A 14,192-nucleotide genomic window follows, 5' to 3' on the forward strand; every position below is an offset into this window, starting at 1 on the left:
TCACGACTCCGGGATCCGGTGCGGCACAAACGCCGCGCCGTCGTCCGTGACCAAACCGCTGGTCTCGCGGATGCCCAGCCCCGCCGACTGGTCGCCGACGATCCACGCGCCGAGCGCGGGCCGGTACCCGTCGAACTCCGGCAGCGGATCGAACGCCTGGTAGACGTAGCCTTCCGCGCCGTACACGCCGTCGGTCTGCGTCTCGTATCCGGTGGCCACGATCTGCACGTTCGCGCCCTCGCGGCCGAGCTTCGGCTTGCGCACGTACTCGGTGAGCAGGCCGGGGTCGTCAGCGAACGCGGGCAGCAGGTTCGGATGCCCGGGGTAGTTCTCCCACAGCACCGCGAGCAGCGTCTTGTTCGACAGCAGCATCTTCCACAGCGGTTCGACCCACAGCGTGCGCGGCATGGTCTCCACCGCGAACTTGCCGAACTCCTCGTCGACCACCCATTCCCACGGGTACAGCTTCACCACCGTGGACATCTGCGCCTCGGCGAGGTCGACGAACCGCTTGAGCACCGGGTCCCAGCCGATCTCCTCGATCGCGAGCCCGACCGTGTCGAGCCCGGCCTCGGCGGCGGTCTCCTGCAGGTACGCCGTGGTCACGTGGTCCTCGCCGCTCGGGTCGGCCGCGGACCAGGTGAAGTGCAGTTCGTTCGACGGCAGCTTGCCGCCGAGTTCCGCCCAGCGCTCCACCAGCTTCTCGTGGATGGAGTTCCACTGGTCGTCTTCCGGGAAGACGTCGGTCTTCCAGTGCCACTGCAGCAGCGACGCCTCCAGCAGCGTGGTCGGCGTGTCCGCGTTGTACTCCAGCAGCTTGGCAGGCGATTTGCCGTCGTAGCGCAGGTCGAAGCGGCCGTAGACGTGCGGGTCCTGGCGCTTCCACGACTCCGCGATGTGCGGCCACACCCACTCCGGGATGCCGAAGCGCTGGTACTGCTCGGTGGTCACGACGTTGTCGACGGCCTCCAGGCACATCGAATGCAGCAGTTCGACGTCCGCCTCGAGCGAGAGCACCTCGTCCATGTCGAAGACATAGTGCACCGACTCGTCCCAGTACGGCCGCGGCTTGCCGGTGCCGTCGCGTGCCGGGGTGCCGTAGACCAGGCCCTGCTCTTCGACGATCCGCTGCCAGTCGCGGCGCGGTTCCCGCCGGTCCCGATACACCTACGAGCCTCCGCTCTTGCCGGTCCCGCCGGTGCCTCCGGAGGTGCCGCTCTTGCCGCTGATGCCGAACCCGCCGCGCTGGACGCTGGTGCCCGACTTGGTCGAAACGTTGGTGTTGCCCGACGGCGCGGTGTAGCTGCCGCCGGAGACGTGCTGCCCGATGTTCCCGGTGCCGCCGTAGTTGTAGCGGTACTGGGTGAACCCGCCGCCGGGAATCGGGATGAACCAGAACCCGCCGCTGTAGTGCCCGCCGTTGCTGATCGCGTAGTTCTCGTCGCAGTACTTGTCGTCCTGAATGACCCCGTCGGACGTGACGCAGGACGCGGTGACCTCGGCGGGCTTCGCGATCGTGTAGAACGTCGCGACCAGCCCGACGAGACCGACAGTGACCCCGCTGCCGATCAGGATCTTGCGTTTCGTGGCCGCCTTCGCGTCGGCCGCCTCCCGCGCCGCGAGGGCTTCCTGCCGCTCGCGTTCCTGGTCGGCGATGGCCTGTTTGCGGGCCCGTTGTTCGGCCACCGAGGGCTGCCGCGGCTGCGTGTTCGCGTCCTGGAAACGCATCGAACCCGGCTTGGTCGGCTCCTCGGGCGGCTGCACGCCGCTGTTGTCGTCTTGCGTCATGTGCGCTCCGTAATCCCCCAGCACTGCAAACCCCGTGTTCCACCCTAATCGACCCGGCACACGCGCGGTTCATGCGGCGCGGGCATCATGGGTATCGATGTCTCAACGCTCGGAGCGGTTCCCTTCGCGTATGCAGACCCTGACCACCCGCGTGGTGATGGCCGGGGTGTTCTTCGGCGCGGTCATCGCGCTGGCCTTGAGCGTCGCCTTCTCCTGGACCGACACGCTCGCCGGCGGCGGCGCGGGCGGCGGGGAGGGCAAGCTCAGCGAGGCCGCCCAGCAGGCGTTCCACTCGCCGCCGGGCACCTGCCTGACCTGGAACGCCAAGGACGCCTCGGACGCGCACCAGGTGCCGTGCGCGCAGCCGCACCTGTTCGAGGTCACCACCGTGGTCGACATCGGCGCGAAGTTCCCGCAGCAGGCTCCGTTCCCGAGCCTCGACCAGTGGCAGGACATCGCGCAGCAGCAGTGCAACAGCGACGTGCGGCCGTACCTCGGCCATCCGCTCGACCCGTACGGCAAGCTCACCACCAACCTGCTGCGGCCCACGTCGGCGCAGTGGTCCGGCGGCGACCGCCAGCTGCGCTGCGGCCTGCAGTTCGCCGGTCCGGGCGGCGGCCTGCAGCCCACCACCGGCGCGGCGAAGACCCAGGACCAGTCGATGGTGTGGGCCCCGGGCACCTGTCTCGCGCTGGTCGGCAAGGGCGTCGGCGACCCGGTCGACTGCAGCAAGCCGCACTCCTACGAAATGATCGCCACGCTCGACCTTGCCTCGCACTTCAAGGACGGCTACCCGAAGCTGGACGACCAGAAGTCCTGGCTCGACACCGAGTGCAACAAGGCCGCGAAGGACTACACCGGCAGCTCCGACCTGTCGGCGAAGAAGCTCATCCTGGGCTGGGACTCGCGCGAGCAGGAGAGCTGGGACGCCGGGTCCACCAAGGTCAACTGCAAGGTCGCGGCCACGCTGCAGGACGGCAGCGGGTTCCAGGCGGTCACCGGCAGCGTGAAGAGCGGGTCCTCCGGGTCGTCCGGCCAGCAGCAGAGCCCGCCGCCGAGCTCGGGTTCCGGCGGGAACTGAAGCGGTGCCCGTCGAGATGAGCCAGGCCCGGTTCGAGGAACTCGTGGCCGACGCGCTCGACCAGGTGCCCGCGGAGTTCGCCGCGGCGATGGACAACGTCGTGGTGCTGGTCGAGGAGTTCAACGAGGAAGCACCGGACATCCTCGGGCTCTACCACGGCATCGCGCTCACCGAGCGCACCAGCCACTACAGCGGCGCGCTGCCGGACCGGATCTCGATCTACCGGGAGCCGATCCTCGACATCTGCGACACCGAGGACGACGTCGTCGAGGAAGTCCTGATCACCGTCATGCACGAACTCGGCCACCACTTCGGCATCGACGACGAGCGGCTGCACGAACTCGGCTGGGGCTGATTCCGGCGGAACCCCGCCGGCCCGTTGCTCTTCTCTGATCAACAACGCAGCGCCACCACGGAAACCACCGAAGGTCACCAAAGCGTCACGGAACGCGCCTGATCTCTTTAGACTGTCCTGATCAGGCAGTTTCCTGTTCCCGTGAGGTGGTTTGTGTCGCATCGGACGACGGACGGCCGGCTGCGCTGGCTGCTCGCTTCGAGCGGCACGTCGAACCTCGCCGACGGCATCGCCAAGGTCGCTTTCCCGCTGCTGGCCACCACGCTGACCCGCGACCCGGTCGAGATCGCCGCGCTGTCGGCGGTCCAGTTCCTCCCGTGGCTGCTGTTCGCCATCCCGGCGGGCACGCTCGTCGACCGGATCGACCGCAAGAAGGCGATGATCGCCGCGAACGCGGTGCGCGCGCTGGTGGTCGCCGGGGTCACCGCGCTGCTCGCGTTCGGCACGATGGAGATCTGGACGATCTACGTCGCGTCGCTGCTCGTGGGCATCGCGGAAACGGTCGCGGAGAGCGCGGCGAACGTGCTGCCGCCCGCGCTGGTCGGGGCGGACCGGCTGGAGAGCGCCAACAGCAAGCTGCAGGCGTGCGAGATCGTCGGCCAGACGTTCCTCGGCGGCCCGGTCGGCAGCGCCACCTTCGCGATGTTCGCGGTCTTCCCGTTCCTGCTCTCTTCGGTCGGTTTCGCGGTCGGCGCCGCGCTGCTGCTGGGCATGGCGGGCAGCTACCGGCCGCGGCAGGAGACCAAAACGCACATCCGGGCGGATTTCGCGGACGGCTTCCGCTGGCTGCGGCGGCATTCGCTGTTGCTGCGGCTGCTCGCGATCGCCGGCCTGCTCAGCCTGATCAGCGAGCTGGCCCAGGCGCAGCTGGTGCTGTACGCGCTGGAAGACCTGCATTTGTCCGACGCCACCTTCGGCGCTTTCGCGTTCGTCGGCGGTGCCGGAGGCCTGCTCGGAGCCGGGCTGACGCCGCGGCTGGTCCGGCGCATCGGACGGCGGGCTGTCCTAGTCGGCGGGGTGTTGTTCTGCGCGCTCGGCTTCGGCGGCATGGGACTGGTGCGCCAGCCTGTGGTGTCCGCGGTGCTGTTCGGCGTGTTCGCGGCGGCGGTGGTGGCGGTGAACGTGGTGCTCGCGACCGCGCGCCACACGCTCGTGCCGGGCGAGTTGCTCGGCCGCGTGCTCGGGGTCTGGCGGACGGTCGTCTGGGGCGCGATTCCGCTCGGCGCGCTCCTAGGCGGACTGCTCACGAAGCTGCTCGGCTCGGCGGGCGACACCTTCACTGCTTCCGGCGTTCTGCTGCTGTTCGTGACCGCTTACGCACTGTTCGCGCTGCGCGGACGCCCGCTCGATGACAAAACGGCTTCGACCGGAGACGGAGTCCGTTCGCAGCAGTGATCTGGCGCGGTTTTGGTGCTGGAATAGCACCTCACCCCGGCCGCCGGAGGTATGCGATGACTGCACTCGACACTCCGCCGCTGCCAGACGACGACCGTGACACCGACCTTGAGTCGCCGCCTTCCGCCGCACGACGGCCGCTCGTCCTCGCCGCCGTCGCCGGGTTCGTGCTCGGCACCTGCGTGGTCGGGCTGCTGTGGGGGTTGTCCGGCCAGCGCGCCGGAGCGAATGTCGACGCCGCGGCCGCGTGCGCCGCTTTCGCTCGCGCTGGGCACATCCCGGACACCACGGGTGGCGTCGACGCGGCGCAGTTCACCCGGATGTCCGACGATTCGGTGCACCGCGTCACCGGCGCGATGGAGCTGGCCAAGGCGGCGGCGACCTTCGACGGCACCTACCAGCCGCTGGCCAAGAGCCTCGAAGCGGTGAACAAGATGGTGCTCGCCAGCCGCTTCGACAACCGCGACGGGCAAGCCGCGGTCGTCCAGGCGGAACAACTCTGCGCGCGGGGCTGATCCCCACGCGCAGAGCCTCGCCTCAGGCCTTGTGCACGGTCTTCACGCCGAGCTGCTTGCCCGGGATGTTCGTGCCCGCGCAGCCGAGGCCGTCGAGCGGCACGAACTTCGACGCCGTCTCCTGCGGCAGGTACACGCGAAGGCCCTTGACCTGGGTCGGCTTGCAGACCGCCGGGTCGAAGTTGCGCACCTGCGCGAGCTGGAGGTCCGCCGCGGCGGACTGGCCGGGAGCCAGCTTCACCGGCGCGCCCTTGGCGCCGTCGCGATCGGCGGCCGGGCCGATTTGCGCCCCGTTCTCGCCGCCGACGTAGGACACGCCAGGGAAGCCCTGGATGGTGCACGGTTTGCCGCTGGTGTTCTTGATCAGCAGCGGCCGGTACTCCGAACCCGCGCCGGCGTCGCCGCCGCCCAGCGACAGGGAAACGTCGCCGGCCTTGCACAGGCCGTTGTCGGCGGGCGGCTTTTCGGCCGGTGCCGAGCCTCCGCTGGGTGCGGACGACGCGGAAGAAGGAGCGGACGACGCGGCGGACGACGCCGACGACATCGGGCTGCTCGACGGGGTGTCCGAACTCGCCGGGCCGCTCGCGGCGGGAGCGCCCTGGCCGCACGCGGAAAGCAGCAGCGCACCCGACGCGCCCACTGCGGACAGGAAGACCAGGGAAAACCACGGTTTCTTCGTGTTTGCCATCTCACTCGCCTCGCTGTGCTGGTGAACGCCGAACTGGGTGGAACCTCTTCCGGAGGACGTGCCAGGTCCGGACGGGGTTGCTCCGCATCCGGTGAGTTCCCCACCGGATGCGGGTTCACTCAGCGTTTCCCCGCACGAGTGATCAACCGCTCACGAAAGGCGGGTGTCCACCCACCGCAGGCACTCCCACCCGTGGTCCCGGGCTTCCAGCTCGACGAACTTCGTATTCGGGATCAACTCCTCGTTCGCCAGCTCGGCGGGCACATTCGAGGCCAGCCACTCCCCGGCGAGCCGGATCGCGCCACCGTGGCTGACCAGCACGACCACTCCGTCCGGCGACGTTTCCTCGTGCTTCGCCCGCAGCTCGTCGGCCGCGCCGAGCATCCGGTCGCGCACCTGCGTGCCGGTCTCCCCGCCGGGGATCGAGACGTCCATCTCGCCTTCCGTCCACGCCTTCACCACGCGCAGGTAGATGCCGATCGAGTCCAGGTCGGTGTTGCCCTCGAGGTCCCCGGCGTCGACCTCCTTGACCCCCTCGATCACCTGCACGTCGAATCCGAACACCTCGGCCAGCGGTGCCGCGGTCTGCTGCGCACGCACCGCCTCCGACGCGTACACCGCCACGATCGGTTCGGATTTCAGCTGCTCAGCGAGCGCCGCGGCCTGCTCCCGGCCGAGTTCGGTGAGCGGCGGACCAGGCAACGCGGTGTCGAGCGCGCGGCGGACGTTGCCCTCGGTTTGTCCGTGCCGGACCAGCAGCAACCTCATGCGCCCTCTCCCTTCAAAACCGCGCCGACCCACGCCTGGGCGTCGAGGAAATCCTGGTTCCCCGCGCCCTCCTCGATCGTCGCGGCGACCTCGTCGGCCCGCGGGTACGAACCGAGAAAGCGCAGGTGAGAGCGTCGGCGCAGGGCGGTCATCGCGTCGATGATCCGGGGTTCGGCGACGTGGCCCTCGAAGTCGATGAAGAACCGGTACTCGCCGAAGTTGCTGCGCGTCGGCCGGGCGTCGATCCGGGTCAGGTTGATCCCGCGACCGGCCAGCTCCACCAGCAGGTCGGACAGCGTCCCGGTGCGATTGACCGCGGCCGCGACGATCGACGTGCGGTCGGCTCCGGTGGGCGCGGGCAGTTCGCCCGGGCGACGCACCATGAGGAACCGGGTCTGCGCGTCGCGGACGTCGGCGACGCCGGTCGCCAGCTCCTCCAGCGGGTAGTGCTCGATCGCGACCGGCGCGGACACCGCCGCGTCGAAATCGCCCTCCACCACGCCGACCGCAGCCGCCGCGGTGGACGACGAGGCGACCGGGGTGGCGTCCGGCAGATTCGCCTCCAGCCACTCGCGCACCTGGGCGAGCGCGTGCGGATGGCTCGCGACGGTGCGGATTTCGCCGCTGCCCGGCCGTTTGAGCACGCTGAAGTGGATAGGCAGGATCGTCTCGGCCGTAGCGACGAGCGGATCCCCGTCGCTGAGCCCGTCGAGCGTCGCGGGGACCACGCCCTCGACGGAGTTCTCGATCGGCACGCACGCGGCGTCCGCGGCACCGTCGCGGACGGCCTGCAGCGCCAGCCGGACGGTCTCGTAGGGGGTCAGGTCCTCGCCCGGCGCGAGCGCGCGGGCGGCCTGCTCGGTGAACGTGCCCTGAGGGCCGAAATACGCGATCCGCAACACGAGAGCCAGGCTAGCGACCGCGTGCGTGGCGCTTTTCACTCGGACAGCCGGTGGCTAAACCGGTTACGCCGGGTGGCGTTTTTTGCCATGCTTGAACGGTGACCGCCGACTCAGGCACACACGCCGGGCACGGGGAAGCCGTTTCGCCGGATTCTCCCCGAACGCCGGAATTGGTGCTGTGCGCCGTCGATGAACCGCTGGCCGCGGCGTGGACCTCCGCCGTGGCGGGTTTAGGCGGCTCCGTACGGGTGCACCGCGGTTCGGTGCTCGACATCGCCGCGCAGGCGGTGGTCAGCCCGGCCAACTCCTACGGCTGGATGCGCGGCGGGATCGACGCGGTCTACGCACGGGCGTTCCCCGGCATCGAGCAGAGCGTGCGCAGCGCGGTACTGGCTTCTTACGGCGGTGAGCTGCCGATCGGCGAGTCGGTGATCGTCCCGACCGGCGAGTCCGAACCGGCGTGGCTGATCAGCGCGCCGACTATGCGCGAGCCCGGCGAACGGCTGCCCGCCGACACCGTCCACCCGTATCTCGCGGCGCGCGCGGTGTTCCTGCAGTGGCAGCGCGGACAGCTGGATTCCGGCCCGGTCGCCTCGGCGGTCCGGACGATCGCGATGCCCGGTCTCGGCACCGGCGTCGGCGGCGTGGCCCCGGCCGCCTGCGCCCGGCAGGTCGCCGCGGCATGGCAGGAAGTTTTCGGAGCCAACGGTCACCTTCGGTGATCGCATCCCCGCCGGTTGAGGGGTGCGTGCATCACATCACAGCGCGTTCACGCGCGGTAAGCCCTACCGTTGATACGGCGTTACGGAAGTAGCGCAGACGGAGCCAGCGCAGGCGACGGCCGAGGAGTGTGCGATGCCCACACGGGTCCGTGAACTCAGCCCTTATGTAGAGCTGCATCGGGAACAGTGGCGGGAGCTGCGCAGCTCCACTCCGCTGCCGCTGACCGCGGACGAGCTGGTCCGGCTCCGCGGGCTCGGGGAGCAAATCGATCTCGCCGAGGTCGCCGACGTGTACCTGCCGCTTTCGCGGCTGATCAACCTCCAGGTGAAGGCCCGGCAACAGCTGTACGAGGCCACCACGACGTTCCTCGGCGAAGACTGTCGCAACACCAAAGCGCCGTTCGTGATCGGCGTCGCGGGCAGTGTCGCGGTCGGCAAGTCGACCACCGCCCGGATCCTGCGCACCCTGCTCGCCCGCTGGCCCGACCACCCGCGCGTCGACCTCGTGACGACGGACGGGTTCCTCTACTCGCGCGACGAGCTGACCCGGCGCGGGATCATGCACCGCAAGGGTTTCCCGGAAAGCTACGACCGGCGCGCGCTGCTGCGGTTCGTCACCGAGGTGAAGTCCGGGGCCGAGCGGGTGTCCGCGCCGGTGTACTCGCACCTGGCCTACGACATCCTGCCGGACCAGGAGCAGGTCGTGGAGCGGCCGGACATCCTGATCATCGAGGGATTGAACGTCCTGCAGCCCGGCCCGAGCCTGACTGTCTCGGATCTGTTCGATTTCTCGATTTACGTCGACGCGCACATAGACGACATCGAGCATTGGTATGTCGAGCGATTCCTGAAGCTGCGGCACACCGCGTTCGCCGACCCGGCGTCGCACTTCCACCATTTCGCCGGCCTGGACGACGACGAGGCCCGCGAAGAAGCGCGGCACCTCTGGCGCACCATCAACGAGCCGAACCTGATGGAGAACATCAAGCCGACCCGGCCGCGTGCGACGCTCGTGCTCCGCAAGGACGCCGACCACGCCATCAACCGTGTTCGACTGCGGAAACTCTGACTTTCACCCACACGCGCCTCACCGGTCTCGCTCTGCACAAAGGTCGGATAATTGACCGATCGGCCAGCGTCTTCGTAACCACTTGGCCGATACCCGCGCATCCCTCCGCAAGCGACCCTGAAAGCAGCAGGAAGTCGCACCTGACCTGCGAAGGAGGCCACGATGTTGACTATCGTCCTGACCTGGGTCGGCGCGGTACTGGGATTGACGCTGCTGGTCGCGATGGCCGCGGGGGCGTTCGTCGTCGACTTCGACGACGCGCTGCGCGAACGGCGGCTGAAGGCACGCAGCACGGCGGAGCCGACCAGCTGAGGCCTGAGCTTCGGGTCCAGGCAAGATGTGCGGCATGAGTCCGGTGAGCCGCGCGCGCAAGAAGAGTTCCCTACCCACCGCCCCCAGCGTCAACGGTCTGTTCAAGGACGTGCTGCGGGACTTCTCCGCGGTCGCGGCCGAGCCCGGTCCGTTCGACATCGACCTGCTCGGTTCCGAGGTCGTCGGGCAGTGGCGGGACGTCGTCGTGGAGGACGAGCCGGAAAGCCAGCTCGGGCTTGAGCTGATCGCCTTCGCGCAGCGCAAGATCACGCCCGGCGCGGCGGCGCTGCTGGCCGCGCTGAAGGTACTGGCCGAGTCCGAAGAGGAGCGTTCGGCGGCGGCCGAGGCGCTGGGCGTCGTGCTCGGCCGCGGCATCCCGGAGCCGGAGTGGGCCGCCGAGGTCGGGCAGGTCAGCGTCGGCGAATGCTGGCGCACCGGGGATGTTTACGGCGACGAATCGTCGCTGCTGTGCGTCTTTTCCCGAGGCGACCACTCGCTCGGCCTGCTCGCGCTGCTGGACTTCACCGAGGGCGGCCGGGTGCGCGACCTGGTGGTCATCGAGGAGCCGCACGAGGTGCTCGCCGAAATGCGCTCGCAGGTCGAGGAAGACGGCGAGCTGGTCGTACTGGACAAGATCGAGCCCGCCGACGCGCACCGGCTGCTGGTGTCCGGGATCGCGGCCACGGACAGCCTGGACGAGCCGGACGTCGGCGAGGACTACACGCGATTCCACGCCATCGCGCTGACCTGGGCGCGTTCGCTGCCGGAGCCTTCCGCGGTTCCGCCGGTCGCCGAGTGGACTGCCGCGCAGCGCGAGGAAGCCGTCTCCCAATTCCTCGCGGACACGAACCTGCCGGACGCCGACGCCGCCCGCGAAATCGCCACCCTGCTGGTGGACCACGGCTGCCGCACCGAACCGGCCGCACCGCTGCGCGTCGGCCCGGAAAAGCTGGCGCGGTTCCTCGAATCCTTGCTGGACGGCGAATACGAGCTGGAAGACGAGGACGCCGTCGCGCCGGTCGTGCTGTCCTGGGCAAGCTGGGCCGCCGCTCGCGCCGGACTGTCCGAAGTCGCGATCGCGGCGTTGCTGGAAGAGGTCACCGAATACCTCGGCGAATACCTCTCGGACGACGACGAGGAAGACGACTTCAGCGATTACCTCGACGGCACCGAATCCGCCGAGGAAGCCCTGGAAGTGGTGGCCCGCCGCCGTTTCGCGGTGCCCGAACTGTCCACAGTGATCGGTGACGAGGAACTGACCGACCTCGACCCTGGCGACCCGGAACAGCGCCGGCTGCTGGTGATCGGCGCGCACCCGGAGTACCACGAGTCGCTGGCCGCGGAGGAATTCGACGGCGCCGACGGCCTCCGCCTCGCCCTTGAGACGTCCATTGTGGACCAGCTGTGGGACGACGAGCCCGCCGAAGTGTGGACCGCCGCGCAGAACCTGCTGCAGCAGGACCTTTCCCGTACCGATGTCCTCGAGCGCCTGGTGACTGTCCTCGAAGGACAGTTGACCGAAACCGAGGAGGAAGACCAGCTGGACTACGACCTGGACGCCTACCGCGCCGCCCTGGCCGAAATCTAGCCCTTCGGAAGCGCGATCCGGGCCGACCGGATCTCCGCGAGCAACCGGGTTTTGCGGCGGTGGACGTTCACCAGCTCGGCGACGTAGCCGGTGAACTCCTCCGCCGTGCCCGCTTGCTTGTGCAGGGTGCGCAGTTTTTTGAGGCACTGCGCGGCTTCCCGGTACGCGCCTGCTTCTTTTTGAGCGATCAGCTGCTCGATCCGCTCGCGGTATTCCGGTATGGAGTCTTCTTCTTTTTGCGGGGTTTCCGCCTGGCGCGGTGCCGCTTTCCGCCGCGGTGCTTCTTTCCGCTGCGGCTCCTCCACCCGCTCTGGCTTCTCCGCCCGCACCCGCGTCTCTGCCTGCTGCGGCTCCTCCGACCGCACCCGCCGCGACTTCTCCACCCGCTCCGGCTTCTCCGCCCGCGGCCCCTCCACCCGTCGCCGCGCCCCCGCCCGCTGCGGAGTCAGCACCCGCGCCGCGTAAGCAATCGCCTCGCCGTGCCGCCCGGCCGCCCGCAACACCCGGACAATCTTGAGACTGACGTCCACCCGAGGCGGCTTGGCCGCGAGAATGGCGACCAGCCCGTCCACGTCCCCGCTGGCCTCGGCGATTTCCTCCTGCAGCCGCCGCGCGATCTCGACCTTTTCGGGCTGCTTCACGCGCAACACTTCGTCCACAATGGACTTCATCCGCGCGAGCCCGCCCTCCCCGAGCGCCGCCGCGAAATCCGCCACCGCGACCGCCCGCCCGCTGAACGCCGCCTCCAGCACCCAGTCCGCGAGCTGCCCCGGCTCCGGCGGCCGAGCCGCACAAGCCCGCGCGTACAACGCGACCGCCTGGTCAAGCCGCTCCTCGAGGTCCGCCGCGAGGTCGCCGTGCTGCTCCAGCATGCCCACGATGTCGTCCACCGCCCGCCGAGCGAGCGGCGCGAGATCAGCGCGGCTGCCGGAGTCGAGCAGCCGCCGCACAGTATCGAGAACCGCACCGATTTTGGCGGTGTACTCGACCGGGTCGGGGACGCTCACGGGAACAGTCTGCCGTATGGCCCGTAACCGGCGTGTGGGCCAACGGCGTACTCTTTTCGGCCCAACCCGGACACCCCAGGTGAGCACCGCGCGTGATAGTCAGGTCCAGTGACCCTAGACGACCTCACCCAGCGCCTCCGCGACTTCGCCGCCGCCCGGGAGTGGGAACCGTTCCACACCCCGAAAAACCTGACGATGGCCCTGTCCGGCGAAGTAGGCGAACTGATCGCCCTGTTCCAGTGGCTGACGCCGGAGGAGGCCGCGAACTGGCGCGCGGACCCGACCCAGGAATTCAACGTCCAAGACGAAATCGCCGACGTCATGCTGTATCTCGTCCGGCTGGCGGACGTTCTGGGAATCGACCTGCTGGAAGCGGCGAACGCGAAGGTGGACCGCAACGAGAAGAGGTTCCCTCCGCTAGCCCGGTGAACCGGCCGCCGCCCGCTTCGTCTCGTCGAGGTACCAGCCGCCGACCAGCGCACCGACCGCGAACACGGCCAGAAAGATCCCCGGCCCCACCCCCGCACCGCCGAACATCGCGGCGACGGTGAGGACCATCAGGACGAGTCCGATTCCGATCAGCACCCGCCCGATGGTCACCTTGCCCGGCGGGGTCATGGCCGGCACTGCCTGGGCGACGGCGAACCGTTCGGTCCGGCTCGCCGCCTGCGGACGACTCTCCTCGACTGCCGGCTCATTCTCAGTCGGCGCGCTGCCGAACCCGAGCACCGCCGACGCCTCATCAAGCCTGACGACTCGCGCACCAAGTTCTCCCGCCCGGGCAAGCCGCGGCTCGGTCTCGCGCACGTCCGTGTCATAGACCAGGTGTGTGACCGAAGCAGTCAACTTCTTGGCCAGCTGTAACCCCTCCGCCAAGACCCGTGCTCGCACCTGGTCGGCCCCTGCGGTCGTGCCGAGCACCAATACCCTCGTCGCTTTCCGGCCAGCGGAGGTGACCCGAAGATCGGCCACCGCATCAGCTGCCCCAAGCGCCTCCGCGACCTGCCGCAACTCCCGTTCCTCGGCAGCTGTTACCACCCCATCGAATTCCGCCACCCGGCGCAATTCGGCGACGAATTCGGCATGCACCCGACGCACCTCCGCGTCGGACATCCCGGCTTCAGCCGCGAGACCGGCCAACGTCCAGGCCTCTTCTTCGGAGAGAAACTGGTCGCCCACCGCCTCCGCGAGCAGGTCAAGGTAAGCCCGATCGCCGTCCGCGAGGCCGACCCGGTCGACCGCTCCTGCCATCCAGCCCTTCTCGTCCACCAGTTCATCCCGACGCCGCACAGCGGGAGCGCCAGCCGCGTAGCGAGGCAACATCGCATAGCTCGGTGCCACGGGGAGCCGCAGACGGTGCGTTCCGATGAGGGCGGCGATTGCCTGCGCACAGGCACGCGCGGACGGTCCCGCGAGATACGCCGGAAAGTCGGCGATGCCGAGCGCGCTGGCGATCGTGCCAAGCCGATAGTTGGGCAGTTCCAACGCTGCCCGCGCGGCATCCGCGAGTGAAACCCCAGGCAAGGGAGGAAGCCGTACGCCGAGACGTGTTGTTTCGACAGCGAGAAAGCTCGAAGTCTGTGCCAGGTCGGCTGCCACCAGCACGGCACCTCGACATAGCTCGAGCAACGGGCCGAGAATATCGGCGAACGCCGGAGCGTCGCGCAGGTCCGCCGCAGTGACCCGGTGCAGATTGGTCCGGCCGCTACCGGCCTGCTCCCCAGGGGCGACCAAGGTCGTCAACTCCCCCAGCACTGTTCCGTCTCCGAGAAACCGCACCGCCCCGACCTCCACGACCCGTCCTGAGCGGAGGCCAGTGGTCTTGAAATCGATCGCGACGAACGAAATATCCTGGGCAGGCACCTGCCCGTCCGCAGTCAAAGACAGCGGTTCGATCAGCTCAGTCATCGTGGACGCTTTCTCCTGGGGTCGGCAAGACCATCGGAAGGAGAGGTCGTTTCGTCACCGCTCCGCCCTGGTTTCCTCGATTCGTGACGAACCC

Annotated in this window: 16 protein-coding genes; 9 read left to right on the forward strand and 7 right to left on the reverse strand. The window is 69.0% G+C overall.

Annotation, left to right across the window (positions count from 1 at the left end; all coding sequences use genetic code 11):
* A complete protein-coding gene (locus ACZ7OI_RS01635; RefSeq protein ID WP_470262310.1) occupies positions 1 to 1,167 on the reverse strand; it encodes a glutathionylspermidine synthase family protein in 1,167 nt (388 codons plus the stop codon).
* The gene (locus ACZ7OI_RS01640; protein WP_470262311.1) at positions 1,168 to 1,788 is read right to left on the reverse strand and encodes a hypothetical protein; all 621 of its coding nucleotides are present in this window, start codon (positions 1,786 to 1,788) and stop codon (positions 1,168 to 1,170) included. It lies immediately after the preceding gene.
* 97 nt (positions 1,789 to 1,885) lie between these two features.
* Between ACZ7OI_RS01640 and ACZ7OI_RS01645 the strand changes: the two genes are divergently transcribed.
* The 4 genes from ACZ7OI_RS01645 (at position 1,886) to ACZ7OI_RS01660 (ending at position 5,134) form a co-directional block, all read left to right on the forward strand.
* Complete coding sequence (locus tag ACZ7OI_RS01645; protein WP_470262312.1) at positions 1,886 to 2,869, forward strand: septum formation family protein; 984 nt, start codon at positions 1,886 to 1,888, stop codon at positions 2,867 to 2,869.
* A 4-nt stretch (positions 2,870 to 2,873) separates the two neighbouring features.
* A complete protein-coding gene (locus ACZ7OI_RS01650) occupies positions 2,874 to 3,224 on the forward strand; it encodes a metallopeptidase family protein (protein WP_344281862.1) in 351 nt (116 codons plus the stop codon).
* A gap of 141 nt (positions 3,225 to 3,365) precedes the next feature.
* The gene (locus tag ACZ7OI_RS01655) at positions 3,366 to 4,619 is read left to right on the forward strand and encodes an MFS transporter (RefSeq protein ID WP_470262313.1); all 1,254 of its coding nucleotides are present in this window, start codon (positions 3,366 to 3,368) and stop codon (positions 4,617 to 4,619) included.
* Between the two features lie 56 nt (positions 4,620 to 4,675).
* The gene (locus ACZ7OI_RS01660; protein WP_470262314.1) at positions 4,676 to 5,134 is read left to right on the forward strand and encodes a hypothetical protein; all 459 of its coding nucleotides are present in this window, start codon (positions 4,676 to 4,678) and stop codon (positions 5,132 to 5,134) included.
* 22 nt (positions 5,135 to 5,156) lie between these two features.
* On the opposite strand, the gene ACZ7OI_RS01665 is transcribed toward ACZ7OI_RS01660, so the two are convergent.
* From ACZ7OI_RS01665 to pheA, 3 genes are all read right to left on the reverse strand, one after another.
* Complete coding sequence (locus ACZ7OI_RS01665) at positions 5,157 to 5,822, reverse strand: DUF4232 domain-containing protein (protein ID WP_470262315.1); 666 nt, start codon at positions 5,820 to 5,822, stop codon at positions 5,157 to 5,159.
* Positions 5,823 to 5,972: 150 nt separating this feature from the next.
* The gene (locus tag ACZ7OI_RS01670; protein WP_470262316.1) at positions 5,973 to 6,590 is read right to left on the reverse strand and encodes a histidine phosphatase family protein; all 618 of its coding nucleotides are present in this window, start codon (positions 6,588 to 6,590) and stop codon (positions 5,973 to 5,975) included.
* Positions 6,587 to 7,492: a prephenate dehydratase gene (gene pheA, locus ACZ7OI_RS01675; RefSeq protein WP_470262317.1), complete on the reverse strand. Its 906-nt coding sequence runs from the start codon at positions 7,490 to 7,492 to the stop codon at positions 6,587 to 6,589. Before pheA ends, ACZ7OI_RS01670 begins: the two co-directional genes overlap by 4 nt.
* 98 nt (positions 7,493 to 7,590) lie before the next feature.
* Here pheA and ACZ7OI_RS01680 point away from each other — a divergent pair, with 98 nt between their 5' ends.
* The 4 genes from ACZ7OI_RS01680 (at position 7,591) to ACZ7OI_RS01695 (ending at position 11,183) form a co-directional block, all read left to right on the forward strand.
* Positions 7,591 to 8,214, forward strand: a complete 624-nt coding sequence (locus ACZ7OI_RS01680) for a macro domain-containing protein (protein WP_470262318.1) — start codon at positions 7,591 to 7,593, stop codon at positions 8,212 to 8,214.
* Between the two features lie 133 nt (positions 8,215 to 8,347).
* Positions 8,348 to 9,283, forward strand: coding sequence for a type I pantothenate kinase (coaA, locus tag ACZ7OI_RS01685; RefSeq protein ID WP_370932613.1), 936 nt, complete (start codon positions 8,348 to 8,350; stop codon positions 9,281 to 9,283).
* 162 nt (positions 9,284 to 9,445) lie between these two features.
* Positions 9,446 to 9,595 carry a hypothetical protein gene (locus ACZ7OI_RS01690; protein WP_470262319.1) on the forward strand — a complete coding sequence of 50 codons (150 nt, stop codon included), beginning with the start codon at positions 9,446 to 9,448 and terminating at the stop codon, positions 9,593 to 9,595.
* Positions 9,596 to 9,629: 34 nt separating this feature from the next.
* Positions 9,630 to 11,183, forward strand: a complete 1,554-nt coding sequence (locus tag ACZ7OI_RS01695) for a hypothetical protein (RefSeq protein WP_470262320.1) — start codon at positions 9,630 to 9,632, stop codon at positions 11,181 to 11,183.
* Here ACZ7OI_RS01695 and ACZ7OI_RS01700 read toward each other — a convergent pair.
* A complete protein-coding gene (locus tag ACZ7OI_RS01700) occupies positions 11,180 to 12,190 on the reverse strand; it encodes a hypothetical protein (protein WP_470262321.1) in 1,011 nt (336 codons plus the stop codon). The genes ACZ7OI_RS01695 and ACZ7OI_RS01700 overlap by 4 nt on opposite strands.
* Positions 12,191 to 12,298: 108 nt before the next feature.
* On the opposite strand from ACZ7OI_RS01700, the gene ACZ7OI_RS01705 reads away from it, so the two are divergent.
* Positions 12,299 to 12,619 carry a nucleotide pyrophosphohydrolase gene (locus tag ACZ7OI_RS01705; protein ID WP_344281897.1) on the forward strand — a complete coding sequence of 107 codons (321 nt, stop codon included), beginning with the start codon at positions 12,299 to 12,301 and terminating at the stop codon, positions 12,617 to 12,619.
* On the opposite strand, the gene ACZ7OI_RS01710 is transcribed toward ACZ7OI_RS01705, so the two are convergent.
* Positions 12,608 to 14,098 carry a 3'-5' exonuclease gene (locus ACZ7OI_RS01710; RefSeq protein WP_470262322.1) on the reverse strand — a complete coding sequence of 497 codons (1,491 nt, stop codon included), beginning with the start codon at positions 14,096 to 14,098 and terminating at the stop codon, positions 12,608 to 12,610. The genes ACZ7OI_RS01705 and ACZ7OI_RS01710 overlap by 12 nt on opposite strands.
* Positions 14,099 to 14,192 lie beyond the last annotated feature (94 nt).

This window comes from Amycolatopsis sp. NPDC114503 (assembly GCF_055633655.1).